The organism is Marinobacter salicampi (assembly GCF_011074795.1).
GTDB lineage: Bacteria > Pseudomonadota > Gammaproteobacteria > Pseudomonadales > Oleiphilaceae > Marinobacter > Marinobacter salicampi.
This window is the reverse complement of record NZ_JAAMPF010000016.1, coordinates 62,299-87,123: the sequence shown is the minus strand read 5'-3', so window position 1 is coordinate 87,123 and position 24,825 is coordinate 62,299. Positions and strand designations below refer to the sequence as shown.

At 52.5% G+C, this 24,825-nt stretch carries 32 protein-coding genes; 2 read left to right on the top strand and 30 right to left on the bottom strand.

What is annotated here, in order from left to right; translation table 11 throughout:
* Positions 1–46: 46 nt before the first annotated feature.
* Positions 47–697: a hypothetical protein gene (locus tag G7W63_RS08440; protein WP_166256109.1), complete on the bottom strand. Its 651-nt coding sequence runs from the start codon at positions 695–697 to the stop codon at positions 47–49.
* A gap of 41 nt (positions 698–738) precedes the next feature.
* Positions 739–1,026: a hypothetical protein gene (locus G7W63_RS08435; protein ID WP_166256106.1), complete on the bottom strand. Its 288-nt coding sequence runs from the start codon at positions 1,024–1,026 to the stop codon at positions 739–741.
* Between the two features lie 420 nt (positions 1,027–1,446).
* On the opposite strand from G7W63_RS08435, the gene G7W63_RS08430 reads away from it, so the two are divergent.
* On the top strand, positions 1,447–1,650 hold the full coding sequence (locus G7W63_RS08430) for a hypothetical protein (RefSeq protein ID WP_166256103.1): 204 nt from the start codon (positions 1,447–1,449) through the stop codon (positions 1,648–1,650).
* A gap of 140 nt (positions 1,651–1,790) precedes the next feature.
* On the opposite strand, the gene G7W63_RS08425 is transcribed toward G7W63_RS08430, so the two are convergent.
* The 15 genes from G7W63_RS08425 to G7W63_RS08355 all read right to left on the bottom strand — a co-directional run bounded on the left by G7W63_RS08425 (position 1,791) and on the right by G7W63_RS08355 (position 12,680).
* Positions 1,791–2,162 carry a hypothetical protein gene (locus G7W63_RS08425; RefSeq protein WP_166256100.1) on the bottom strand — a complete coding sequence of 124 codons (372 nt, stop codon included), beginning with the start codon at positions 2,160–2,162 and terminating at the stop codon, positions 1,791–1,793.
* Between the two features lie 56 nt (positions 2,163–2,218).
* Positions 2,219–2,839: a hypothetical protein gene (locus tag G7W63_RS08420; protein WP_166256098.1), complete on the bottom strand. Its 621-nt coding sequence runs from the start codon at positions 2,837–2,839 to the stop codon at positions 2,219–2,221.
* Positions 2,840–2,959: 120 nt separating this feature from the next.
* Positions 2,960–4,819, bottom strand: a complete 1,860-nt coding sequence (locus G7W63_RS08415) for a phosphoadenosine phosphosulfate reductase domain-containing protein (RefSeq protein WP_166256096.1) — start codon at positions 4,817–4,819, stop codon at positions 2,960–2,962.
* A 94-nt stretch (positions 4,820–4,913) separates the two neighbouring features.
* Positions 4,914–5,309 (bottom strand): hypothetical protein, encoded by a 396-nt coding sequence (locus G7W63_RS19820; protein ID WP_207308925.1) that lies wholly within the window; start codon positions 5,307–5,309, stop codon positions 4,914–4,916.
* A 77-nt stretch (positions 5,310–5,386) separates the two neighbouring features.
* Positions 5,387–5,809 (bottom strand): hypothetical protein, encoded by a 423-nt coding sequence (locus G7W63_RS08405; RefSeq protein ID WP_166256093.1) that lies wholly within the window; start codon positions 5,807–5,809, stop codon positions 5,387–5,389.
* 135 nt (positions 5,810–5,944) lie between these two features.
* Complete coding sequence (locus G7W63_RS08400; protein WP_166256090.1) at positions 5,945–6,433, bottom strand: PilZ domain-containing protein; 489 nt, start codon at positions 6,431–6,433, stop codon at positions 5,945–5,947.
* 269 nt (positions 6,434–6,702) lie between these two features.
* On the bottom strand, positions 6,703–7,005 hold the full coding sequence (locus tag G7W63_RS08395) for a hypothetical protein (RefSeq protein ID WP_166256087.1): 303 nt from the start codon (positions 7,003–7,005) through the stop codon (positions 6,703–6,705).
* Positions 6,995–8,449 (bottom strand): DUF7146 domain-containing protein, encoded by a 1,455-nt coding sequence (locus tag G7W63_RS19815; RefSeq protein WP_207308924.1) that lies wholly within the window; start codon positions 8,447–8,449, stop codon positions 6,995–6,997. Before G7W63_RS19815 ends, G7W63_RS08395 begins: the two co-directional genes overlap by 11 nt.
* A gap of 304 nt (positions 8,450–8,753) precedes the next feature.
* The gene (locus tag G7W63_RS08385) at positions 8,754–9,098 is read right to left on the bottom strand and encodes a hypothetical protein (protein WP_166256084.1); all 345 of its coding nucleotides are present in this window, start codon (positions 9,096–9,098) and stop codon (positions 8,754–8,756) included.
* Between the two features lie 287 nt (positions 9,099–9,385).
* Positions 9,386–9,880 (bottom strand): DUF3085 domain-containing protein, encoded by a 495-nt coding sequence (locus G7W63_RS08380; protein WP_166256081.1) that lies wholly within the window; start codon positions 9,878–9,880, stop codon positions 9,386–9,388.
* Positions 9,881–10,006: 126 nt separating this feature from the next.
* Complete coding sequence (locus tag G7W63_RS08375; RefSeq protein WP_166256078.1) at positions 10,007–10,357, bottom strand: hypothetical protein; 351 nt, start codon at positions 10,355–10,357, stop codon at positions 10,007–10,009.
* 191 nt (positions 10,358–10,548) lie between these two features.
* The gene (locus G7W63_RS08370) at positions 10,549–10,779 is read right to left on the bottom strand and encodes a hypothetical protein (protein WP_166256075.1); all 231 of its coding nucleotides are present in this window, start codon (positions 10,777–10,779) and stop codon (positions 10,549–10,551) included.
* A 65-nt stretch (positions 10,780–10,844) separates the two neighbouring features.
* Complete coding sequence (locus G7W63_RS08365) at positions 10,845–11,873, bottom strand: phosphoadenosine phosphosulfate reductase domain-containing protein (RefSeq protein ID WP_166256072.1); 1,029 nt, start codon at positions 11,871–11,873, stop codon at positions 10,845–10,847.
* Between the two features lie 65 nt (positions 11,874–11,938).
* Positions 11,939–12,184: a hypothetical protein gene (locus tag G7W63_RS08360; protein ID WP_166256069.1), complete on the bottom strand. Its 246-nt coding sequence runs from the start codon at positions 12,182–12,184 to the stop codon at positions 11,939–11,941.
* Positions 12,185–12,197: 13 nt separating this feature from the next.
* Positions 12,198–12,680 (bottom strand): hypothetical protein, encoded by a 483-nt coding sequence (locus G7W63_RS08355; protein ID WP_166256066.1) that lies wholly within the window; start codon positions 12,678–12,680, stop codon positions 12,198–12,200.
* Positions 12,681–13,152: 472 nt separating this feature from the next.
* On the opposite strand from G7W63_RS08355, the gene G7W63_RS08350 reads away from it, so the two are divergent.
* Positions 13,153–13,329: a hypothetical protein gene (locus G7W63_RS08350; protein ID WP_166256063.1), complete on the top strand. Its 177-nt coding sequence runs from the start codon at positions 13,153–13,155 to the stop codon at positions 13,327–13,329.
* A 5-nt stretch (positions 13,330–13,334) separates the two neighbouring features.
* On the opposite strand, the gene G7W63_RS08345 is transcribed toward G7W63_RS08350, so the two are convergent.
* The 13 genes from G7W63_RS08345 to G7W63_RS08290 form a co-directional block, all read right to left on the bottom strand.
* On the bottom strand, positions 13,335–13,547 hold the full coding sequence (locus G7W63_RS08345) for a hypothetical protein (protein WP_166256060.1): 213 nt from the start codon (positions 13,545–13,547) through the stop codon (positions 13,335–13,337).
* Between the two features lie 135 nt (positions 13,548–13,682).
* Positions 13,683–14,147, bottom strand: coding sequence for a single-stranded DNA-binding protein (ssb, locus tag G7W63_RS08340; RefSeq protein ID WP_166256057.1), 465 nt, complete (start codon positions 14,145–14,147; stop codon positions 13,683–13,685).
* 166 nt (positions 14,148–14,313) lie between these two features.
* A complete protein-coding gene (locus tag G7W63_RS08335; protein ID WP_166256054.1) occupies positions 14,314–14,682 on the bottom strand; it encodes a hypothetical protein in 369 nt (122 codons plus the stop codon).
* 74 nt (positions 14,683–14,756) lie between these two features.
* Positions 14,757–16,667 (bottom strand): cobaltochelatase CobT-related protein, encoded by a 1,911-nt coding sequence (locus tag G7W63_RS08330; RefSeq protein WP_166256051.1) that lies wholly within the window; start codon positions 16,665–16,667, stop codon positions 14,757–14,759.
* Between the two features lie 62 nt (positions 16,668–16,729).
* Positions 16,730–17,734, bottom strand: coding sequence for a DUF3150 domain-containing protein (locus tag G7W63_RS08325; protein ID WP_166256048.1), 1,005 nt, complete (start codon positions 17,732–17,734; stop codon positions 16,730–16,732).
* Between the two features lie 271 nt (positions 17,735–18,005).
* Positions 18,006–19,025: a YqaJ viral recombinase family nuclease gene (locus tag G7W63_RS08320; protein ID WP_166256045.1), complete on the bottom strand. Its 1,020-nt coding sequence runs from the start codon at positions 19,023–19,025 to the stop codon at positions 18,006–18,008.
* A gap of 166 nt (positions 19,026–19,191) precedes the next feature.
* Complete coding sequence (gene bet / locus G7W63_RS08315; protein WP_166256042.1) at positions 19,192–20,220, bottom strand: phage recombination protein Bet; 1,029 nt, start codon at positions 20,218–20,220, stop codon at positions 19,192–19,194.
* A gap of 139 nt (positions 20,221–20,359) precedes the next feature.
* Complete coding sequence (locus tag G7W63_RS08310; RefSeq protein WP_166256039.1) at positions 20,360–21,340, bottom strand: AAA family ATPase; 981 nt, start codon at positions 21,338–21,340, stop codon at positions 20,360–20,362.
* 250 nt (positions 21,341–21,590) lie between these two features.
* Positions 21,591–21,812, bottom strand: coding sequence for a hypothetical protein (locus tag G7W63_RS08305; protein WP_166256036.1), 222 nt, complete (start codon positions 21,810–21,812; stop codon positions 21,591–21,593).
* 199 nt (positions 21,813–22,011) lie between these two features.
* Positions 22,012–22,194 (bottom strand): hypothetical protein, encoded by a 183-nt coding sequence (locus G7W63_RS08300; RefSeq protein WP_166256033.1) that lies wholly within the window; start codon positions 22,192–22,194, stop codon positions 22,012–22,014.
* A 229-nt stretch (positions 22,195–22,423) separates the two neighbouring features.
* Positions 22,424–22,573 carry a hypothetical protein gene (locus tag G7W63_RS08295; RefSeq protein WP_166256030.1) on the bottom strand — a complete coding sequence of 50 codons (150 nt, stop codon included), beginning with the start codon at positions 22,571–22,573 and terminating at the stop codon, positions 22,424–22,426.
* 633 nt (positions 22,574–23,206) lie between these two features.
* A complete protein-coding gene (locus G7W63_RS20205; protein ID WP_423202285.1) occupies positions 23,207–23,368 on the bottom strand; it encodes a ribosome modulation factor in 162 nt (53 codons plus the stop codon).
* A 191-nt stretch (positions 23,369–23,559) separates the two neighbouring features.
* Positions 23,560–24,717, bottom strand: coding sequence for a hypothetical protein (locus G7W63_RS08290; RefSeq protein ID WP_166256028.1), 1,158 nt, complete (start codon positions 24,715–24,717; stop codon positions 23,560–23,562).
* Positions 24,718–24,825 lie beyond the last annotated feature (108 nt).

The following is a 24,825-nucleotide window of genomic DNA, read 5'->3' as shown; positions in this document are numbered from 1 at the left end:
ACTCCCCGCTGGGGAATGTAAGAGCCCCAGCTGGGTTGGTTATTGATTAGAAGTACAGTCCGGGTTCCGAGCAGGTGTCCACGAACTGACTGACTGGCGTGAATTGCTGCATGCGCTCCTCAACACTCATTGGCGCTGGATCGCACCTCGCATTGGGATCGATGGTAAGTGGCAAGAAAGCGCTTTTGTCCCAGATTCGGACGAGACTTAACGCCGGCTCCCAGTCATCAACTCCGCCATCGCTGATAATTTCTAACAGATCCGGAGCAATGTGATTTGCCACTATCAAGGCTGCACACACCATCAGGTCGTAAGGCTTGCCCGCAGTGTTGCAGGCCCCGATACCTGGTGAGATCTCCTGATCTTTCTCAGGTCCGGCATTCGTAAGAAAGAATGTTTCTTCCCCGAGATCATCCTTACCGTCAAACATGATGGCAAAGAAGCCGTGCATTTCCTGAACGACGTTCATCCTGGAGTGCCTGACGATTTCGGGTTTTTGGATCAGCTCGCCCTTAAGATTGATCTCTTCGACGTAGGTGATCATCGCTCCATGTAACGGCTTATTTTGATAGAAGCCGCCAGCAGACAAGCTCCGCATGGGAGTTATTGCAAAAAGCCTCTTAACAGCACGGGTTATCCGACGCCATTCGACGGCGGTAGGTGCTCTTTGTTTAAGGAAATAATGGGCATGAACCATACATTTTCTCCTTGGTTTGTTCCGCTGCACCAATCCGGAGATTAGTGTGGCAGTGGGTTGAGGGAAGCCGCTTCAGACGAGGCGAGAAGAGTGGCCCAGTCGCCGCAACCAACACTGCGTTGGCCATAACGAATGGGGAACCGCTCTTTAAGCGCCGGCACCAGGTCTTCACGGTGATCATGAAGAATGTTTAGCGCTTCGCCCGTCCGATTGTTCTCCATTGCGTAGCCGTACACGACGGCCCACTCCGGACAAATAAACGGCTCAGAGCCAACAAAACTCAGTTTCTGTTCAGAGCTGAGGTGGTAAGCAACGATTTCTTTGCTCATTGAAATTCTCCGCTTGAGAAACGGAGTCGCCCCATACAGGGACGGACCCCGCATGGGTTTAGGTAGGAGTGCTGTGCTTGCATAAAAGCCAGGTCAGCTGCCTGATTTGCGCCAGGGGCACAAAATTCGTTTTAGCCGAAACGCTCCAAGAACGCGGCAGCCAAAAAGAATTCTCCAGAATAGGGACCAGGTTACCCCTGATAGGCCCTGTCTAGTGGCAAGAAGATGCGGAAAAAGTGTCTAGCGTAGTACGCCTGAGGCCCCTTAGGACCGTTTAAATGGGGTATAATGGGGGTGCGGGCCTTTGAGCTCGGTGGCGAAAGCCTCCGCAAATATCTTGTTTCGCGATGCCCCATTCTGTGAGTGCGGCCAGACCCTGACATCGCATCTCAAGTTGCTTTAGCAACGGTTGAGGTGTGTATGTCTGATCAACCTAAAGTCATTGCCCCAATTATTCCGTTTTTGTCAGTCTTGATCTTCTTCGCGCTAGTTGCGGCTGCAACCGTTTACGTGGAATACAGCGACGATAAGGCGCTGGCAGCCGAACAAATCTGGGATCACATAAAAACCCTTTCACTGATTGTGACAGCGTATTTCTTTGGGGAGAGAAGGGCCATGCCCTAATTACTAACTTACCCCCAAAGCGGTCAAACGGACGGCAGAAGCGTGACGTTTTCAGCTCCCTCCCCTGCGCTCCTGCACCAGTTATCGCATGCGATATAGGTCACCTATGGGCCTGGAGGCCCATAGACGATCGTTGAGGTTTATTTTGAGGATGCTTCCACCATCAGGACGGGATGGACTTCAACCCAGGGTACGCAGCCATCACAGAGCCAAATGCCACCGGAATGGTATTGGTTCAGGATGAAAGTCTCAGTTACGGGCTCACCTCCACTTTGAAGCAAGCCTTCAAACCGCACCCGCAACACTGAGCGCTCGGTAAGTTTTCCCTCGAACACGTATTTTTTACTACGTGTGCTGAGAGTCATCACTGCCTCATCGTCAGTCCCGGTCAAAGTCACTTCCTGACCGTTGTCAGGCATGAGCTTCGATTGTTCAAAGGCTACTGTGGAATCAACGCAGCCATGGATCAGCCCAGCGCTTAAGGCAACCGCAATTGAGAGTTTCTTCATCATCATTTCCTCATTTTTTAGATCCCAAAGAGGCCCGGAGGCCTCAAAGGGATGGTTGGTTAAAAGTACAGGCCGGGTTCCGGTGCGGACTCCAAGAACTGACTTAGCGGAGCACCTGTTTGCTGCTGCGCTTCTGGATCAATGCCTTTTGGAAGGCTGACATGGTCGTTATAAGTTCGAGCAAACTGCAAAGCAGGCTCCCAATCATCGACCTTGCCATCACTTCTAATCGCCAGCAGATCCGGTGCGATATCGTTGACCAATATCAGCAATCCGCAAACCAGTAGATCGTAGGGCTTTCGCCCTGTTTTGCAGAACCACATACAGGGCGAAAGCGCCCTATCCTCTTCTGGCCCCAGATTAGTCATCAGGAAGGTTTCGTGGCCCAGATCCTCAACACCGTCGAAACAGATGCACGGATTACCCTCCATCGCTTGCACAACATTGGGAGCGGCATGATCGATGGCGATTGCCTCATCGACATATTCACCTGTCTCCGGATCTTTCCTCTCGACATACGTGATGAGGTACCCGGAAAGCGGATCATCCTGACAATAACCCCCGGCTGTTGCTGTTCGAACTGGCGCATTCGCAATCAGAAACTTGGCGGCCCGTTCGATGGCCTCCCATTCATCAGCGGTTGGCTTTCGTCTTTTCTTGAAATAATGGGAATAGCCCATGACATTTCTCCATTGGTAGTGCCACCAGGCAAACCCGGAGGTTCACGCGATAGCTGTCAGAAATGTCCTGGTGAGCCATAGGCCCACCAAGACGGTTGAATGGCGAAGTCGTATTCGCCGTTAAGCCGCTTCCTCGGTAAACAGGTCCAGGTTGCCCTGGTCGCTTACTTGGGATGCGATTCGTCGTTGGTGCTCTTCCAGAAGCCGGAAGTGCTCGGCCTTGGAAATGGAGTTTTCGATTGCGTACTGCTGAATGTCGTAAACATTCAGATCTTCTTCCAGTCGCATCCAGTGTTGGGCACGGCGGGCGATCTTGTCGTAGGTCGCGATTTGTCCACGTCCTACCTTGACCAGACCGCGATCAAGCAGATAGCGCACGCCATCGGCGTTCTCCAGTGACAGAGTTGAGAAGTAGATCTCCTCGTACTCCATTAAGAAGAGATTTGCCTCCATCCCATCGATGTTCAGCTCATCCTCTTCCTCGAAGTAGGCGACCCGACGGGTCTCTCCGGTTTCTGCATCCCGGTAGGCTCCAAAAGGAGGCCGATCCGGGCGTCGAGACGGGTTTATCGCCTCAGCGTATGCATTTCGAAGTCCGTCGATTTTCCACGGGTGTTCGTAAGCACCGATGTAGAAATACCGCTTCTCTGGCACAGGTATGCGGGGGTAGACATCCTCAGCGACCTCCGGGACGTCATAGCGACGGCCCAGGTGTACCACCTCGTACCACTCTCTCAAAGCTGGGAAGGCGTGATCGAATGCTCCGTAAATGCCCCATGCGAAGTCGATCGCAAGCAACATCTTCGGTGTGATCCAATTGAATTGGGGATGTGCCAGGCGACGATTCGCCGGGGTATCGGCGATGTCACCGCGAGATAAAGCTGCTGCATGCTCCTCTGCACGCTCTTCCTCCCGAATATCGAGAGTAAGCATGTAGCGAAGCAGTTCGCGCCGCATCCGGGATGAGTAGTTGTCCGGAGACAGAGCCACGTAGCCAATGTCAGAAATGCCCCGTTGGAACCACTCGCGACGACCGAAGTCGTGCTGGGTTCTGACGATGAAATTCCGAAGCCGGTTGATCCCGTCCAGGTACCCGAATGTATCGGGTTCGGACTCAATCATGGCCGACATTGACTTGTCTTTTTTCCCAGCGATCGTACATATCCCACAGCCATGTCTTGAGCCGCAGGCCGATTTGTTACCACCGTCTCCAACGATGATGGCGCATGCGCCCTCATTGGATGCCCGGTAAAGCTCAAGCGTATGCTCGAACGATGGTACATAGGTGGAATAGATGCCGTTTCGCTTTGAGTCCACAGCCATCAGCAGCTCCCACACATCCGTCATTTCCCAATCGGCAATAACAGAGCATGAGAACAATGCGTTCTGACCCTCAGCTGGGATCAGGGCAGTTGCGGTATGACCGGCTTTTGTCATTCGATCACCGCGTCCAGCTGATTCCGACGTCCGGGTTCCCACCAGGACAACAAGATCTCGGCCTTCACCGGCTTGCTTACGAATGCGCTTGAGCGCCTTCTGCTGCGGTCGAACTTTCCAATCGATACTGCACTCGCGGTGCTTAGAGTCAACGAAGCGTGGCAGCTTCCCCCGCCCTACCGTCGCATACATGAACGACGCAGAGAGTGAAGGCTCCGCCAGCACGACCTCCACAGGGAGATCTTGCTGTTCTATGAACCGGTCAACATACCCGATCATTTCCCCTGTGTAGCTGTCAATGGCCGGATTTTCGATCCCGGTGTTTGAGTGGGAAATGTAGCACCGAGGCAGTTCAATGCCTTGATCCTTGGCTCGTTTCAATGCTTCGAAGAACAAAACAAGTACGGCTGATGAATCTTTACCGAACGAAACTGCCACCGATAGGGCATACCCTTTCTGCAGCAGGTCGATTATGTGAAGAATCACAGGTTCGGCTTTTTGCTGGATACGTTCGAATCTTGAGTTGTGAATTTGAACGGTCATTTGCGTTCTCCTGAACAGGAGAGCACACCAACCCCGAGGGATTGGCATACCCTCAGGGTTGGAAGAGACCAGGTCTCTTCGGTTGGTTAACAGATCAGGCGATTTCTGCCCGAGCGCTGTTGTGGTTATGAAGCCAGTTGTATTCAGCCGCTATTTCGTCCAGGTCCAAGCCCAACTTGAGCTTGTGCATGGCGCTATCAACGGCATTCACCGCGTCAACGTGGGGATAAAAAGGAAAGGTCTTACGAGACTTCTCCATGTAATCACCAAAGTGGCTGAACAGTACCCGGTACTGCACAGTGCTGCCAAACAGAAACGTCTTCTCGAACTCACGAGCGTAATGTACATCCTCGCCCGCTTTGGCCTCTGCCTTTTGGAGCAAAGCCAAACCATCCAACTGCTGCGTGGCCTTCAAATAGCCACGAAGCTTTGTAAGCGTCTCAGGCAGTGTGTACGGGTTGTTGAATCGAACATCGTCCGGATTATTCATAGCGTTCTCCTGATAAGTGAGCACGCCACCCCGAGGGGTTCAGCGTACCCTCGGGCTTGGTAAGAGATTCGATCTCTTCAGATGGTCAGCTCTGATCGCAGATCACGTTTCAGAGTTATGAGTTGTTCATGTGTGTCAAAGGCCGCATCGCCGCGTTTGAAACCAGGTTTCGGCGCGGGCGCGTCAGCACTGGCCACCACGTTGAAATCTAAGATTACGCCGTGGGGGTTAGCTGGGCCTTTGAGCATCAGATCGAAAAGAACTGATACCTCCAGATAGTCATCCACTTCGACGCGAGGTTCTTTCGAGTCGTAATAGATCTGCAGACAGTATTCGCTCTGTTGATCTTCGTTGGTGAGTTCGTCGACTCTGAAATCCAGCACTGGGACACGGAAATCTCGCATCCTGACGACACAATCAAAAGCATCAGCGAGCTTCTGCCTGACATTACCGTTCAGTGTTGGATCTGCTTTGAGTTCGACGAAGAACATTAAAGCCATGATGGCGCTCCTACGTTGAGTGGAGCCTTTTACCCCACCGGGGCATAAGGGCCCCGATATGGGTGTTTTGGAATGCTGTGCTTACCAGATGGTCGGGGCAGCTACCCGTTTCGTGCCTACGGCACAAAAATGAATTCAGTAGGACGGCTCACTTGCAGCAATAGCCTGGTCCTGGGCCAAATTGTCGTACACGGCGATGGTGGGGCACTCGTTAATTTCTGCCAGATAACTTTCCAGGGCGCTGGCCTGTAAGCGAAAGTGATCTTCACGCAAAAGACTGCTCTGGGGTTTAAATTGAAGCCCTATCCGATACTCGCCGTTCCAGGTTATCCGGTATCTCACATTCGCCGGCATGGCCGTTAATTTCAATTCGGGTTTGTTGGTAGCGCGGACATGGAGACAGACATCGTCGCCCTGCTCCCAGGCAGGCACAGGAATGGTCAATCCTGCGCCATCACGGTTAAAGTCAATCAAGCGAACTTCCATTCGCTTTCGAAGGTTCCACCGGGGGGTGATAAAGCCCTGCAAGGCTTTTGCCTCATACCTAGGCGAGGCAACTGTCACCTCTTGCAGCCTTTCAATGATGTCGTTTATAGCAGCATAGTTAAACAGGCTGACACCCATGTTTGCGTCCTCAGTTTCATTTTTACCTGAGGGCTATCTTATGGACTGGCCGGAAACATAGTAGAAAGTGGATGTGTTTTACGTGACCGACAAAAAAAAACCCAAGGTCACGAATGACGCTTGGGCTTGGATTGCCGACCCCTCTGGTAAACATCCAATATGTAGGCGCTGTGCAGATTGATCGACCGTAGTGTTAGATCGGGCCAGCGAATAAAACTCACAGACCCGGTCTTGGCGGCTTTGTTTGCAGAATTCGACATCCCACCTCCTCATGCTGCAGCTTTGCCGAGCTCCGCCTTGAGATCGTTGTAGACCTCTCGTGCAGAGTCCGCGTATGGACCGGTAAAGCCTACTGAATAGCCTTTCTCGCTCCAAATGAACAACGTCAGCAATTGTTGGTGTCGATCTCGCTTCTGAAGAAGCGCTTCCCGAATGCGTCGACGGTAAGTGTCATCCGGCCCCTCCCACCCCGGAGGAGGTGAGAAAGGGCCGGGTCCACCCGGCTCCGTGACAAGCGCATTGAAGTCGATGATGTTCTGCATCGGCTGCACTGCGGTTTGATCAGACGACATTCTGAACACCTCCATGAGGATTCTCGCAGAGGCTGCGCAGGTAATCTTTCCGGGGGAACCCGAACAGACCCTGGCCTATCAGCACGTCATTCCAATCGATCCCCTTGGCATTTCTAGGAATGGGAACAGAGGGAAGCATGGTCACAACTTTGATACCACGCGGCTCCAGCCGTTCACGCAATACAGCATCAGCGAGTTCGCCAGCTGCACTGCGATCCTTATCTGCCCAGTGAACCACTACCTTTGTACCTGCAGGCGGCTCAAACCCCTGAAGGATCGAGCACGACACACATGACCAAACTGTTTGGCCAGTGGCGCGGTAAACCGACCAAGCGGTTTCCATACCTTCTGCAACCCCCACAACACCGTTTTGAGGCTCGCCGAAGCGAACAGCTCCGCCAACCACAGCTTTCGTGATTGGCACCGGCATCATCTTCTTGGGAGACGGTACACGGGCTTTTTTGCCGTTTTTGGTGAGATAGGTCCGGTGCAGGGTTACCAGGTCACCGTTCTTATCTCTGATCGCTGCGACAATCGCCGGGAATTCTCCGAGATTGCTGCCATCTTCGTCGCGGTACACGAGCTTCGGGATAAACCGAACATCGTTGACCAGGTTCATGCCTCGGATCGAGACCTGACGATTCCTGATGTACGCTCTGGCAGGCTCTGCAGCTGGTGAATCCAAGGGCAAAGCCTCGTTCCATAGCTTTTCGATGCGCCCTACCAGGTTGGCCTGATAAAGCTCATCTCGCTTCCTCTGCTCCGCCAGCTCGTCAGCCGTAGCTGCGAGCCATGGCTTGGACTGGTAGATGTCAGCGATCGTCACAGGCTGTGACGTTTGCTGCTCTTCCGCCTTAGGCTGAGAATGCTGCTCTGGGAGCTCTACTTTGCTATCTTGCGACACTTCGGGCTCTGAACACGCATCCACATAAGGCTCCTCAACCGTTTCAGGCTGAGCTTCGTTTGCAGCGGTGTTCAGGTAAGCGTCCTCGTAGGCCTTCATGGCGTCTTGCTCGATGGCAATACCGTGTTCAATGGGGCTTAGAGTTGGCTTAGAAGCTGCCTTTTCAGGGGCAGGCTTTGCAGCGGCTTTATTTTCGGGCTGTTGCTCGCGGTCTCGACGCGGGACTACCTTCTGTAGCTGGAGGAATCTTCCGATCTGTTCCTTCGTTACTTCGAAGTCCCAGCCGTGATAATCCATGAGGACGTTAAAGCCCTCTTTCCAGCTATTGCATGAGCAGATTGCGCCGCCCGTTTCGTTGACGTCCTTGAAGACCCGGAACTTTTTCCCCTTCGAACCGTGGCCAGGCATCGGGCATGGCACATGGCCACGGCCTTGCTTCTTCAGCGCTGGTTCAATTTCAGGGATCATGGTCGCCAGAATGGCAACCCAGTTTCCAGTGGCCGCATCGCGGACTTCTTGAGTGGGATAAAATCCAGACATAGTGTTTCTCCTGTCAGCTTTGGGTTCCAGTCGAGGTATCCCAAAACCGCCCCTGGAAGGAGGCTTTGGGATACCCCGACCAGAGGAATAACAGGGGAAACTATCCCCCAGGAGGGGGTAGAAACCCCCTGCTGGGTGGGTAAGCGGATGAGGCGCGGGAAGTCCCGGCACCTCACATCAAGTAATTACGATTGGCGGCTACGGTACCAATCAATGCCGACCATCACGAGGATGGAGCAGCCGAGAAGTATGCCCGTAGTGATCATGAACTCAGTGTTCATTTAATCTCACCTATTCTGTTTACTTATTGATCATTCTGCTGACAAACGAGTTGTAACACAAGTTTGACGGCAGTCGCTGCGAAGAACCCCAAAAAGCCAGTAACCACGAAGAGCACAGACAGTACGACGTCTGCGGCTTGCGTTGGCAAAGGATTAAGGTTCAGGACACCCAGGAAGCCAATGGACACAAAAGTAGCTGCGACCAAGGTATAAGTGGCAAAGGGTTTATCAGATCGAGGAATCAGACTTGCAGATAGTATGCAAAGAGCGATTCCAACTAGGATGAGCGGTTGGGCCGTGAGCGAAATTCCTGCGAAAAGGCATGGTATTCCTAATGCTTCAGCGGCCTTACTTATAGTGTTTTTCATAAAGGCCTCTTTGGTTTGTTGGTAAAAACAATACCGAGAGACCTTCTGCCCCGGTGAGGACTAGAAGCCCTCGGGGCATTGCTGTGATGCTGTGCTTGATCAGAAGATCCAGGCCAGCTGCCTGATCGCTCCGCGAGGGAGTGAATCCATTTGAGTTTGATATCTCAAACCGAAATAGACTCGCGATGTATCCTATTCTGCCTATCCAGAACAGAATCACGCACAGAGTGGATGCGTTTTATTTGCCTAAAGTGCCCCAGACGACCGAAGTCGTCTGGGGTTTGTGGTCACATCACCAAACTTACACTGCTGGAAGAGAGCTTGATCTTGAACACCCTTTTGCCCTTCTCTTTGGCTAAGACATACCACTGGTACGGGATGGTTACCGTCCCATCATCACCGCCGAACAGAGCTACCTTATTTTCGTAGTAATCCTCATCCACTTCGGGATTGCAGCCGTTGGCATAAGCCACGGTACCGCGTGAAGCAGGTGTCGAATCACCTTCGAATTTGGCATTGGTGATCAGGTAAACCCCACGATCACCGACGAGTTGAAAGCAGCGCTCAAGCGCATCTACGCGAATGTTCTTCGCCGATGGCCAAAAGAGTCCGCCAGCTTCTTCAACCTGAGCCGCTGTGCGCCCCTCGGCGTCGAGAACTACTCCGCCCTCATGTTTCTCAGGGTCAAAGAGTTGATCCATTGTCGCGGAGAACCCAGGAGCCTCGTTTAGCTCTTCAGCCAGACGCGCCACATCACTCATTTTGAAAGTAAGCAAAGCCATGATTATTCCCCTTCTGTTGTTGAGCGAACCACCCAGTCCGGAGACCAAATTGAACGCGGGGCATTAAAAAATTCCGCCAGCTTAATGACTGGATCGGTTATTGATGTTTCGGTACCAGGGCGATCACTATTCCTGTGTTTCCAGGTTAGTAAGGCGCACCACGATATGCCGATTCCTCGCACGGGGTGGAATGCCATCACCTTCCGGGCCAAACCTCGATCTGAGCGTGGCCAGAATCGTCTCCCAGATATCTTCCGGCATGTCCGAGCTACTACCCTCTCCCGCGAGATTGGGCTCAACCAGGACCGCGACATCGGACCATTCGTTGGGGTTTTCACCAGGCTGATGCCAAGAGAAAACCACCTGGTTCTCGATGTAATGCAAGAAGTCTTTCCTCTGGAAAAACTCTGGCGCGTTAAGTTGAACGTGCAGCCCGTAGTGTTTCTCCAGGCCGCGATTCAAAACTTTCTCGATCATGCTGAACTCCTTGAGTTATTGAGCGCCCTTCCGGACGCTCTTGAGTGTTGGTTTTCGTGTTATGAATGGCGCTTTGGCCACATCAGAACCAGTCCGATCGCCAAAGGGGCAAACTGAACAAAGGCGTTAATCGCCTCAGCGGAAATTCCCATACATTCACCTGTAGTTGACAGATTCAAGCGCCGGAGCACTCAAGATCTGGTGGGTTTTGTGTCTACCATTCGACAAAGACCGTATGGTTGCCCATCCAGCCCATATTCGAACGTGTAACCACGTTGTTGAGCATCTGCCAGGAATTCCCGGCAAACCTCGTAAGGGTCTCTGTTTTCTATCTCCCGGCTGTAATGCTCAATGAGTGCTTGCATGTCATCAGGCAACAGCTCGGGGCTCTCGAACAGATCCGCTTCGTCTTCATCGCACATACCGAATTCCTCCAGTAATGGTGCTAGGTGGGTGTCTCAGGTGCCGGGTGGCACCTGGTGGGGGTTTATGTCGGGCCGTTACTTTCACCGAATGCGCCGGCCGGGAGGGTCCAGTCGTCCACAAAAATGGGCTCCTTGTACTCCAGGCTTAACGCGGCCTCGATCTGGCTTTGATCTAACGACTCATAAGGCAGTGCCTTAGCCGCTCGATCTCTGACAGTCTCAGTCCGATGAATGGTGACTCCGAACTCATCCTCATAGTTGGCAATGCGCTCAAACCGATCGGGATCGATGGCCTTCACACTTGCCCATTGCGCCGCTGATCCGAAGATACAGGTCATACAGCTCAACCGGCCCCAGCCCAGCTTGTAAGCTGGATGGACGTTAATCCGATGTCGCTGGATGATTTCCCAGATCTCAAACTCCTTCCACGCGTGAACGGGGCGGTAGTGATCAACGTGGCGCTTGGACCGGCCATGACGGCGGTCTGTGCGGTGCGGCTCGAACGTTTTATAACGCGCCCGAGCCGGGCTTTCTTCAGCCCTTTCGCCAGTTACAAACAAAGTGCGCTTGTGAGCGAAGCGGGTTTGTCCCGTCAGCGACTTGCTAGCAGGATCGATTTTAAGGTACGAACTGCACCAACGAGTGCTGAGATTGGCGGACAGCTGTGGGAATTTGCGCCGTGTAGCTTTCTTCCCGGTTAGCCCTCCCGCTTTGAAAGTCCCATCGGGAGTCTCAAAGTAAGTGGGCTGTGTCAGAGCATTCTCACGAAGCATCTCCAACTCTATACCGCCAGATTTCCAGCTAAAATAAATGGGAATTCCGATCGCCTCTGCGAGTTTTTCGCAGTAGCTTTCGGTGATTGGCCAATCGAATAACGGGTTGGTATTACCCTTACCGTCGACCGAGTGATGCCACATTTCGATTTTAGAGAGCGGAACCCCCTCTTCAATCAGGTTGAGCAGACACGCCAGGCCATCCTTGCCGCCTGACATCATCACCAGCACGTAATCGTAGGAATCCAGATCCGGCTTCTCTACGATCTCATCCTCGAAGTCAGTGACATCGAAAAGAGCGATTTGATTGGTTTGCATATACACCTCCAGATAGGCAGGTGCTACGCCCCAGCGGGTGCATAGCACCCGCATGGGTTTAGGTTTTAGGCCTGACAGATAGACACGAATTCAGCGTTGTCGTATCCGTAAGGTTCACTCTTCAGGTCACGGCACTCTGCATCGAAACAGTCGCGCCAGTCTTCAAAGTCTTTGCGAACAATTACACGGCGCTCAATATCCATGTAATGCTCTCCGCGCCAGGCCCGAAACATGCAATACACATATCCCCAGACTCCGCCAGCATCCTCAATCTTGAGGCGCTGAGGGCTGACTTGAGTTTCAATTTCCATCTCAATCGACTCCTCAGGCGTGCTGGGCGATCTGCTCTACAGCTGTTTTCAGGGCGGAATTGACCTTGGGGTTATCAAGATCAACGCCGGCACAAGCTAATGACACAAGCAGAGCCTCCAGAGCATCGGCATAAGCCTTGCCCTTCTCATCCAGGTTCCCATCAAGCGTAAATTGCTCGGAAAGGGTTGATGAAATCTGGCTTGCACCATCGGTAGTGGTTTGTATGCGAATGCCGAAAGGCAAATCGTAAACCTTCGCTGAAGGCTGGTCTTCGGAGTATTGCCAGTAGCCGCGATAAGAACGTTGGTCCAAATCCGGGCCCACTAGCAGGCCTAATGACAGATGCCCCTCACGAAAGCCGCAAGAGAGCGAGCTATTAACATGATCCATAGCGTATTCGTGCAGGGAATCTTTGTCCGACGCATTGATTTCAGTCTGCCCAGCGGCAGGCCACCATCGAATGCTGACGTTGGTCTCAAGTTGAGTTGTGCTCATGGTGTTCTCCCTAAGGATTAGAGAGGCAACCTCCCCACCAGGGATAGGTCACCCCTGATGGGTTTTTGAAGTGCTGCACTTACCAGGATGGTCGGGTCAGCTGCCCGATTCGTGCCAGTGGCACAAAATCTCTCTTTCTGAAAATCACTCAAGGAATGACTTTGAGAAAGAGAGCGGCCCGAAGGCCGACTCTCATAGTGCTTCTTGCAATACCCCAGTCCTCTTAGGACGACTGGAGATCACTTCTCTCAGACTCGGTTTCGCCCCAAAGATCATCTTCCCACGCGTTTCACGCTTGAAAGTTTGAGCCTTATAGGCGTACACCGTCCGGAAGAGAATCAACTCGCCAAGCCCTTCGCAGGTGATGACGACTTCACTGTATCTGAACATCTCATCACTCCTATGCGACTGCTTTAGACATTTCCCCGGCTCCCAGCAAAAAGCTCTCACTGAGCTTCTGAGAAAGCGGGTGATGCCATTCAGCAAATGGATTGTCTCCGTAGTGCTTAAACTGCTGACCAAGTCGGTACGCTCGGACCAGAAGGACGTCGCGCTTATCTTCTTCAGTCAGCCGCTTGCCTTTGAAGCAGCGTCTATCCAGATCTTTTTCGACCTTGAGTATCGCCGCATGGCAGTGAAAGCTTATTGATTGGGTCACAGGGTCCACGGCTCAGCCTCCCGATGAAATTCATCAAGGGGCGGACGGATGGGGCCTGAAAGGGCCTTACCAACCGCCGAGAGCGCGTACCCTCCGGCAAGAAGTCCTGCGATTGTCATAACGGCATTCGGCTGCTCAACATCGACTCCAAGAGCCATGAACATCACCAAAAGACCGATGGCAATACAGATTGCACTGACTGTTTTCATAAGTACCTCTACACGTTGACGAGGTACCTATGCCCCAACGGGGCAAGATACCCCGTTGGGTTATAAGGATGCGGCATGGGCTACCCCATGCCTTACAGCTTCGGCAAATCAGTCCGAGACGATGCCTTTCATTTTTCAGAAGGGGAAATCATCATCCGGTGGTGCCCCATTATCAGCGCTTGTTGGCTGCGACTGTTGCTGGGGCTGACGTGCCTGTTGTTTTGGCTCCGCCTGCGATTGACGCGCCTGGCCAGAACTGTCACCGAGCATTTCCATCGTGCCTTGCATATCAACGACGATCTCAGTGGTAAAACGTTCAATGCCGTCCTTTTGGTATTTGCGAGTCTTTAGCTTGCCCTGCACGTAGAGCTTCTGCCCTTTGCGCACATACTGGCCTGCAACTTCCGCAACTTTTCCGATCAGCACCACACGGTGCCAGTCAGTTTGAGGGACCATTTGCCCGGTCTGCCGATCTTTATAACTGTCGTCGGTGGCCAGGTTCAGATTCACGATCTGGGTTCCGTTTGGCGTTGAACGCGGTTCCGGATCTTGGCCAACATTACCGATGAGAGTTACTTGATTAACGGTACCACGAGACATAATTTTCTCCTTTGAAATCAATGAGGCCTCCTGAACCTGAGTTCAGCATAGCCCTTAGCTTTGGGTTAGTTTAGTGACGGCTTCCCAGGAAAAATGGAAAGTAGCCGTTAAAAAATTGAAGAGGCCGATCCCCCAGCGGGGATCGTGACCCCCGTTGGGTTTTAGTTTATGCGCTCGCGACCTTTAGCATTGCTTCAAGGTCCACTTTAACCGCCAGATCCCGACGCGAGAGCGTCCGGTACAGCGAAGTAAGTGCCTCCCTCATCTTCAGTGGGTCCAGATCAGAGGACTCACAGCAGACTCGGAAAGAGAACGGATGAACATCATCCGAGAGAATCCAGTCCCAAACTTCCGTAACAACCCTTTTCGAGGTTCGCCGATCGGCGATTTCTCGAACGGTCGTCACGAGCAATTTGGAACGAAGCATCTCTACATTGGCTTCCGTCCACCTGGCGGGCTTTTGAAGCTCCATCAGGTGCGTCATTTCGAAGGATAGTTGAGCATCGCTGCTCTCAATCCGGCTTTGTGCGCCCATTACATAACTCCTCATAGGCAGAGGAGGCGCACTTCCCCTGCGGGGGAATGCACCCCCACAGGGAAAAGCCAGGTTCAAGCGGCCAGTTTTTTCCGAAAGATATCGAATAGACTGTGCTTGAGATCGCTAGCATTTTGGATAACGCAATGATCTGAAATGAAGCTGCCGACAATATTGGTTCCAATGCCGACGCCAACCACTTCATACCCACTACGCTGCATGAGAGAAATAACGTGTTTGGTTTCATCCGGCATGGCCGGCATCCCATCAGTTATCACCATCACAATTTTCCGCTCTTCTCTGCGACTGCAAAGATCGCGGGCTGCGTGCCAGAGCGCGGGAGCTAACGGCGTGCCTCCACTTGCTCCAACCGCAAACCGACCTGCATTAGCGCGGGCGGTCTGGTTGTGTTTCAGCATTTCGAAGACCGGGCTTGCCACCCCACCTTGAAACGCTGTTACTGCCACTGAAACGCGTGGTATCGCTTCTAGCGCTTGCGCAATCGCCAACGCAGCTTCGTTGGCGACGATGATTTCCTCTCCTCTCATACTGCCTGAGGCATCAAGCAGAACATGAACGGCGGTATTCACCTTTTTCGTACGCTTTTCCCGACGGAAGATCCGGAAATCACCGCCTGTAACGCCAGATAAGCGATTCGATGCTACCTTCAGCCCCTGCTTGTCGTAGCGCTTCTGAACCTTATCCTTGGATTGGACAAGGGCCATCAGCTGCTTTCGAAGAGCGACCGTGGTGCTGCGGGCCCGAGTTTCGAGCTCGTTTGCCTGAGCTTCCGAGAGGGAACCCACAGGCACAGCATCCGGAGGTAGCAGCACGTTTTTCTTCGGGTTTCCTTTAGCAACGGTTTGGAGATCTTCTTTGATTTCACCAAAGACATCCGGAGCTGCGTGCTTAGCTGTTCCCTCTTGAACCAGCCTTAGATTCTGCCCCTTCTGACCTCCTGATCCAGGACCGCCCTGTTGGCCGGCCTGGCCGGAACCAGATGGTTGCCCTGAGCCAGCACTTTGCTGGCCATTCTGATCGCCTGAGCCATCAGCGGGCTTTTGGTCTCGTGAGGATTGGTCTTTGTCGTTCTGGCCAGACCCGCCGGAGGAGCCGGACTGCCCATCGTTTGACTCAGATTTATCCCCTGAAGAACCGCCTTGGCCATCTTGACCACTCTCACCATCACCCTTCTGATCCGAATTCGAACCAGAGGAACCAGATTTCGAGTCGTCCTGGTCATCTCCAGAATCACCGTTACCGGAATCCTTGCTGTCACCATCCTGATCATTGGAATCTGAATCCCCTTTCTCAGGTTGTTTCTCCGCGTTCTCATCCGGCTTTTCATCCGGCTGTTCTTCAGGGGCTTCATCCTTGAACAGTTCAAGAATGGTATCGACCATCGCTTTCACGTCGGACGTGCTCTGAAGATTCGGAGCTCCAGCAAGTATTACGTTGAGTTTGGCCAAGACATCCGCAGGGAACACGGTGTCCATGGCTTGAGCTGCAGCAGCATATTGGTCATTCAGTATGGTCTGACCGCGCCACTGATTTCGGACCCAGTACAGCACGTATGCTGACAAGATCTGGGCAGGATGTTCTGAGCCATCTGGCTTTTCCATCTTGCCTTGGAACACGAATAACCGGAGCGCTTCATCGAGAGTTTCTTTTGCACCCGGATACTCCCGGATGAACTTTAGCTCTATGCGTCCGTCCTCCAGACTATTCATCAGCGAGTGATGGTAGTCATTCGGCGCTTCAACGCCGAAGTCCGTATAACGAACATGAGAGGCTTCGTGTGCGAGAAAGCCCCACAAGGCATCCTTGTAGGGATAGTCTTCTGGGATAGACGGCAACTGAATGTGATCGCCGTCTGTAAACGCCTCTCCCCCACCGATACCAATCTTGATCCCGAATTTCCGGGCATAAGCTGTGGCGACAATAGGAATGGAGCGACTGATCGGATCTTGTCCGTGGTTACGCATGGCACATCTCCAGGAAACGGAGACACGCTCCCCCTGAGGAGAACGCGTCCCCTCAGGGTTGTTTAGAAGAAGTAATCGTCTTCTTCCTCGGAATCTGCAGCAGGTGCTGCTTGAGTGCCTTGCTCTGGCGGTTCGTTATCCGCTTGAGCGTCATCACCCGACTCCTCGGCTTCAGGTTCTTTTTCTTCCTCATTGCGTTGCGACATGGATTCGAGAAGCCCTTCGAGGCTCAAATCACCACTCGCACAGCGTTCAAGTTTGTTGCGATCGCTCAGAATCAGCGTGGCGGCCAGGATTCGATTGTAATCCTCACCAGTCACATGCTTGCTCCCGCGATGCGATTCGTACCCCTTCAACATTTCGTTGAGCAGCTGCTCCATGATGACGAGGTTGCCGTTCAGAAATGCCATGCCGGACACTTTGTCCCGCATGTTTCTCAGCGTGGTTTGCGTCTGCGTTGAGACTTGCTCATTACCCACCAGTCTCTTTTCAAAGAACTCGTTGGCTTTCTTCACAATCTCATCAACAAGCGCATCGCCAACACCGCGAACTGACTTTTTCAGCCGGTCTTGGGCATCTGTCGATTGGGTCGGTGACACATTAATGATCTGAAAACCGAAGTTCAGCCGTTCACTGACTTCTTCTCGGGACAGAGCCCCAGCTCGGATCGCATCGGCGTAATCCGGGTTTTCACTGATCCAATCACCTACCGCACGGTCATAGATGTTCAGGAACTTAGTTTTCTCAGCCTGGTACTCAAGTTCAATACCCGCCAGCTGTGATTCCAAATCCCTGATCCGGCTTGCAGGATAGGCATAGCCGCCCAGGAAGGGTTCGCCAAAGTCCAACACCGCTCGAACAGCTCGCGTCTTGAGTGTTGAGAACACACGGAGGTGTTCTTTACTGCAGAGACGCTTTGAGCCGAGTGAAGCAAGACTTTCGGGGGGGAGATCTTCAACGGAAATCCGTTTCAGATCGGAGGCTTGTAGCTTGGCCTGGCCGCTCCAGATATCGATGTCCAGATTAACCAGTACCAGCTTTTCAAGATCTTTGATCTCAGTAGTCATTGTAAACTCCTCGGATAGAGGAGGCACAAAAACCCCCATCGGGGGTCAGTGCCCCCAAATGGGTTATTTTTGAAGTGCTGCTTTACCAAAAGGTCAGGTCAGCTGCCTGATCGCTCCGCGAGGGAGTGAATCCATTTGAGTTTGATACCTCAAACCGAAATAGACTCAGTGCTATCTTGCTGCAAATTCTGTAAAGGTTGGCTAAAGAAGGCGTGTTTTTTTTGCCCATTTAGCGGGGAAATACTCAGCGGGGGAAAACCCCCGCTTCGTATCACCAGAACAGACTCTGCTCGTAGGTGTCTTTGATTTCCTCAACCTCATCAATGGCTGATTCGTCGCGACTCCATTTTGGCAGAGCGTTATCTGTCACCGTTATCCGGTAAACCTCTTTCGCCTGCTCTTTGTACTGCGAGAGTGAAGAGAGATCCGCATCCGGATGCTTGTCACGCAAAAACTCGTTGTAGTTGACCTTACCTTCACGGAAATAACGGTTAACGCGAACGCCGTTGTATTCCCCAGTGTGGTATTCGCCTAGAAGCCCTTTGAGCGTGTCTTCCGCGTCTTTACGAGCGGCTTTGTGCTCATCGATCTTCTTCTGCAACGATTTTATTTCTGCGTCGTACACCTTCACGGTTTCAGACGCCTCAACCCACTTTTCGGCACAATTGCCGGTTGGGATAAGGATATCCCGCTCTGGAATTTTCTCAGGCGGATTGCCCTTTAAGACGCGATCACGGAACTCCTTTGCCTTCTTGACCAGTCGAGCGAGATAAAGATCGTCACGAACAATCCGGAAGACTTTGAGATCGCGGCTCTCGTGGTAGAACACCAAGAACCCTTCGTCAGCCCCAGACACGTACATCTGGTGCTGAACCTGGTGCCAGTACAGCTTGTAAGGCGCTGACTCAGTTCCGTACTGAATTACATCGCCAAACGTCTTTGAAGCCGGACACTTCAGTTCTACCGGCCTCTTTCGGCTGATTACACCGTCAAAAGACGCTCGCAGCACCGACTCTTCGCTGGATTCTGCGCATAAAGGCAATGCCACTTCGCCGGGGTGCAGCTCTTCGAAGGCCTGTCTTGCCACGTCCTCATGCTCAATGCCATATTGGACAAAGGGGTTTTTCGACAGGTCATCTGGCTCTGCCAGGCCGACTTTTTCAGCCCAGAGACGCCAGGGCGTCATGTAGGGTGAGTCATCCATGATGATTGCAGCTTCAGAGGCTGTTACACCCTCCTTTCGCCACTGCAACCATTCATGCGTTCGTTGGCCGAACGTGACTATTTTCATAAAACCTCCTTAAAAGGAGATCCGGCCAAACCCGAAGGATCGACTGGACCTGGTTGTGGTGGAGCTGTCCAAAAGGACGAGGTACGCAAGCAATGCCGCTAGGGTATTCGCTTCCGCAGATCTGGTGATTACAGAGGCCAGCCCGAGGGCTGGCACACTGGTTTGATTAGCCCATATCGAGTGAACCCTGAGGACCGTTATCTGCAGATTGCTCTGCTTCAGTTTCGGCTCCTGGATACTCGCCAACGGGCGGCTGCTCTTCCGAATTGGTCGACTTGGCCGACTTCCCCGGTTTGGCTTTTCTCGTGGCTTTCGCCGGCTTCGCTTCCGGGTTCTCCTCGGTCTGCTCTTCAGCAGCGTTCAGAGTCTCCAGCTCAGCGGCATTCACCCGTTGCTTCGCGTTCTGCAAAAGCGCCGGATTATTTTGGAATCGCTCATCCAGAAGCTGAATGATGCTAGGCCAGCAACCTTCGGCTTTACCGCGTTGAATAAGTGTTTCGATGAACTGCTCATACTTATCGTCACTCATTTCGACGGCAGCCCGCTTCGGTGCCATTGGGATTACCTGTCCGGAAGCATTATCGATGGTTTGACCGATAATATTTTCCGCTTCGTCTTGATCGTAGATCCCGACAAAGCCAAAACCGATCCGCCCACCCTGAATCAGGGCTTTGTGACGCAGGAACCGCTTTGGGTGAGTCTGCCACGGACCTGCATAGGTACCAGGTGGCTTATAGCATTCGTCCAGATACTCCCGAACCACCGTGGGTCGTGAGCGATCTTTACGGTACAAGACCGCTTCGATCCACTCTGGCGCTTTGCTAAGGGCACCTGGCATTTGAACCATGGTTTCGCTGTACCGGAACTCAACACCATCAAACTGCTTGTGCTGATTGATGATACGGCTCCAGCCATCCACCCCTACAACGGGCACAATGCCGTTGTTCCTGTCCGGAAACGCGTAGATTTCCTTAGTGAAGGGATTCAGGCCGTACTGGTCAGAAACGACCATCAGCGCCATCATTTGCTCATTGGTTGGTGCAGAGCCGTCGCGTTGCTTAAAGGCAGTGCTCTTTAAGGTGGCCATGAACTTATCGCCATCAACGCCGAACTTCTCAGCCATCTTTGCGACCAGCGATCTGGCCTGGTCACCGCGAGGTGCTGTGTTTGCAGTTTGTTGTGCTACTTGATTCATTGTTCCTCCGAAGGAATGTCGATTCCCGTAGAGGCACAACGCTCCCGTCAGGGAGCGTTATCCCCCTGACGGGTAGTGGTTTGCCAATTTGGCTAAATGCCCAGGCTGGCAGTTACCTGCTTAGTGCTAACCGCACAAATCAGCCCCAGAGCTCACCAAACACATCTTTGCAGATGCGAGTGACCGCTTCCCTTTCCTCTTTATCGGCTCTGCGCAGCAGAGCGATATCGAGTGCGTAAGCACTGGAGTTTTTTGCGCCTTTGAAATCCAGGGTCAACATGGCCCAGCGCCGGAGAACCCGTGTGGACATAGTGATACCAATCTGTGCTTCGGGGTTTTCACCCTTGAACACAGCGCGGATCTCATTGGCTACTTTGACCATCCCCTTGCGAAGATCCTCATGCAGCTTGGGCGCAACACGCGCAAGAATGCCCTCTTCTACTTCAGGAGCCGGATAATCCACTTCAATTATCCGGTAGCGGTCCATTGCCGCAAGATTCTGAGTCTTCACCGCTTGGTAAAGGCCCATTTCATCCCCGGAGCCGGCGCTGTTGCCAGTAGCAAACAAGCGGAAGTCTGGGTGCGGGTGGATGATCTCTCCACCATTCTGGGAAATCATCAGCGGACGACCATCAAGCAGATCGTTAAGCCCGGCGAGTTCGCCTGGCTCCATGAGATCCCACTCATTCAAGATCAAAGCATGACCATACCGAGCAGCACGAGTCAGAGGGCCATCGACCCACGTCATCTGAGGCTGCTCACCTGGACGCTCAGCTCGCATAACGAACTGACCTACCAGGTCGGTATACCGCATGTCTTCAAAGCAGGTGACCTCCTCAGTGGGATAGTTCAGCCGTGCAAGAAGCTGGTTGAAGCCGGAGCTCTTACCAGTTCCCGTATGACCAAAGGCCAACATGGCGTCGTTATGCGGTTTTTGAATGTAAGCAAGGACTTCGCGCACGAATTCCTTCCGGAAAACATAGTGCTCGTCTTGCCTGGGGATCTGGTGATTCTGGTCATCTGCGAATTTATCTGCAGTGACCTTTTTGGGGGCGTCGATGCCAAACAGGTCAGCTACAGGAGTGGCTACGGTTTGACGGGTGACGGTTTCGTTGGACATGAGATGTCTCCTTTGATTGCGAGAGACACCACCCCCCATCGGGAGGTAGTGTCCCGATTGGGGTTTTTAAATTCAGGCCAAAGCCCGAGAATTTATTTCGGCTGTTTATGCTGTATAAAGTAGGCGGCAGCGAGTGGCAACGCTATCGAAATTGCCACTGCGATCGCTGTTCCTATCAAGGCTGTGTAAACGCTCATCATAGCGACCTCGTTAAAATTCCTAGCCAGTTTATCACGAGAGAAAGCAAGATCTACTTCCCCTTATCGCGAATGACCAGCCAGGCTTCAACTAGGCCACTGAAGATGATCAGTGCCCAACTCAGAACCATAAACAACGCTCCAGTTTGCTCCGGAATGCTGTTGTTAACGGTGTCCTCGAAGAGCAAGGTACCCAGCCCTAGCATAAAAAAGCCGATGCCGAAATTTTGAAACAGGTTTGCCACCCATTTCAAAAAAGTGGTCGGAATTCTCATAGGCGCTCCGTTGGTTAAAGACGGAGCTTCCCCAGCGGGGAATACCCCGTCTGGGTTTTTGTTGTGCTGTGCTTGATCGTAAGATCCAGGCCAGCTGCCTGATCGCTCCGCGAGGGAGTGAATGCTTTTGAGTTTGTCTCAAACCGAAAAGCACTCGGGTAATAAAAAAGGGGCCCCACGAATGGAGCCCCTTCGATGATCACGCAGAAAAAGTTACCACCACGTCCTTCTCACCAATCAGGCCCTTTTTACGAGCTTTTTCAGTCAGCGGCTCCAGCAGTTCGTCAGCTTCGCGCTTGACTTTGTCCCGGACCCGGACAACTTTGCCGTTATCAAGAAACAGGCAGGCTTTTTCGTGATCGTAGATGTGCATGGTGTTCATAGTCATTTCTCCGGTGGCTCCCCATTTGAAAGAGGGCACCCCAGAGAGAGACGCAAACGGTTATTCCCCGATTGCACGCATACACAAAATAGGCATAAGCCAATTTTGCGCCTCTCCCGGTGTGCCTCCCAGAGACCCCTGACTTGCGCATGCGCAACTTTTGGCATGCCCAGGAGGCTGTGGGAGACACACCGGGAAGGCTGTGTCTGGTTAGATCATTGATGGCCCATTAAGGGCACATCAGATCAACATTGTTTTCGTAGCGCAGCTCGCAAGCAGAGTTCGCCGCAATCTCAGCTGCATTATCTGCAGAGTCATTGAATGCGAAAGACATCTGAACGGTAACGGCAATAACAGCAATGATGATGATCTTTTTCATGGCAAGTTCCTCATTAGAAAAGAGGAGGCACTTACCCCCAGCGGGGGTAAATACCCCCGGCAGGGTTTAAAAGAGTTTGGTTTTACGCAGCCTGCTTCCGAAAGAAGGCAGGAGCCTCAAGATGCGATACATCCGGAGCTGAAAACCATTCACCCGCAATAGTGCGAGTAGGCAATTCTGTGGCACAAGAAGCTGGCTTAGCAGTAGCTTGCGATTTCGCAGTGTGATTCGCTGGCTTAGCAGTGAAGCACTTCATCCGAACACTTTTAGCAGTTTTATACATTCCCACCAAGGCGAATACACAACTTGCTATAAGCAGAATCGGAAGGCTTACGAAAAACAGAACAGTAATGAAATCAGACATATGAACCTCGATATCAGAAGAGGTTCAATAACCCTAGGGTTAGAGAACCCCTGGGGTTGAGTGATAGATCCAGTTCAGCGAATGCTGCTGGATTGCCATCTATTTATAGAGCAAGGCTAGCTCTTCTATGCTCCTGCAAAGCATCTTCAGTTCGAAAACTGAATAGCCGTTTGCGCAGGGAGCAATGTCTGTCGTTGAGTTAAATGTATCGAATTCCTGACGCACTTTTCCAGTAGTGGATGCGTTTTTTTTGACTGCTTTTGGCTAAATTACCCTGGGAAGACCAAAATTGGCTCACTCAGCGCCCGGCGTTCAAGATCGCCCCGCCGCCAGCCTTCACTCCATACTTCTGACGTCCAGATCCCCTCGGGGTAAGGATTGTTATCTTGGTCCATACCGCGAAAGCCGCACTCGTAGCCCTCCTGGTGCATCCGACCTCCCTCGCTGTACAACGGTTCGATCTCACTCAATGCTCGCTCCTCGGTGATTGAAAGATACCGTAACAATGACCGATAAACCGGCATAGTTGGGTCGAGAGCTAGCGATTTCTTTGACCGCGACGGGGTGAATTGGAGCATAAAAAAACCGCCAGCAGGTTTCCCTGCGTGGCGGTTTAGCTGGCTCAGTTGTCCCGGGCGGCGATTTCTTCCTTCAAGCTTTGATAGGCATCATCATTTCCATAAAAGCCCCACACGGAATCATCTTCTATATGCACCGGCTCGCCATCTTCCCCGACCTCGAAGGTCGCAATGACGATCCCGAACACGTTCCCGTTAAGGTAGTCGTTGTATAACTCAACACTGCCACGGGCTATTTCAATTCTCGCCCGAGTCCGGCCTCGCTCAATACACGCTTCCCTTTCGGATTTCTTCTTGGGCAGACGCAGCTTGTGGTGCTTGATATAACCCTGGAAGGCCTCAAAGGCTTCACTCCAGGTCTCAAAGCGCATGGATTCCACTCCGCCAAACTGATCGTCCAGTTTATACAGAAATGGCAGGCGCTTACCGCCCATCAAACCGCGAAGTTCAACGACGCTACCGAAGGCATATACCTTCTCTCCTCGCCGTTGAATCTCTTCCCGAGTGCAGTCATCCGGTACCCAGACCCCAGCTCCAGACGCGGTATCGAATCGACACTGCATTCCTTCACCGCTGACTGACCAGGCAACACCTGAATGCTGGTAGCAGTCGAGGACAACCCGATCTACATCGCCAATCTTGCCGGCTTCCAGAAGCTCCTCGTGAGCTGCAACTTCAGCAAGATCTGTCGCAGTGCCAAAGTCCGAGATTTCCATGTCCACGTTGTAGTAGACCTGGTCGCAGCCTCCTGTCTCACGCCAAAAACGCTTGGCTTTGTCGAGGTAGTACGCAGCCAGTTTAGACTCGTCCTGTGGAGGCCGGCCCTCATCACGGCACCATTGCTGAAAGTCCGAATCATCGGCAGCTGCCGCGATCCAGTGTTTGCGAAGCACTGCCGGGAAGTCATGGGTCAGACCTAAGTCTGGCTCCCAATCACTATCCAGGCCAAGCGCTTCCTGCAGTTCACTGTGAGTATTGCTATCACGATGAGCGGAGTAGATCCTTCCAACTCCATCCCACTCAGTGAGCGGGTTTTCCGCGTCTTGATCGTCCGCCAGGTAACCGAACAGATACTTAGTGTCCGAAACCTTCTTAATGATCGCGTCGTGGTAATCCATCATCGGAGAGCGTTCTATATCAACGCGCTCTTCCATCATGTCCGCCAGTTCGCTGCTTTGCTCTTGTACGGTTTGAGTGTTCATTGGTCATTCCTCTTTTCGTGAAGGAGGAACGAACCACCCCCAACACGGGGATAGCTCGATCCCCCGTTGGGGTTATTGCAATGGAGTCCAGCGTTCGCGTGGACTTTC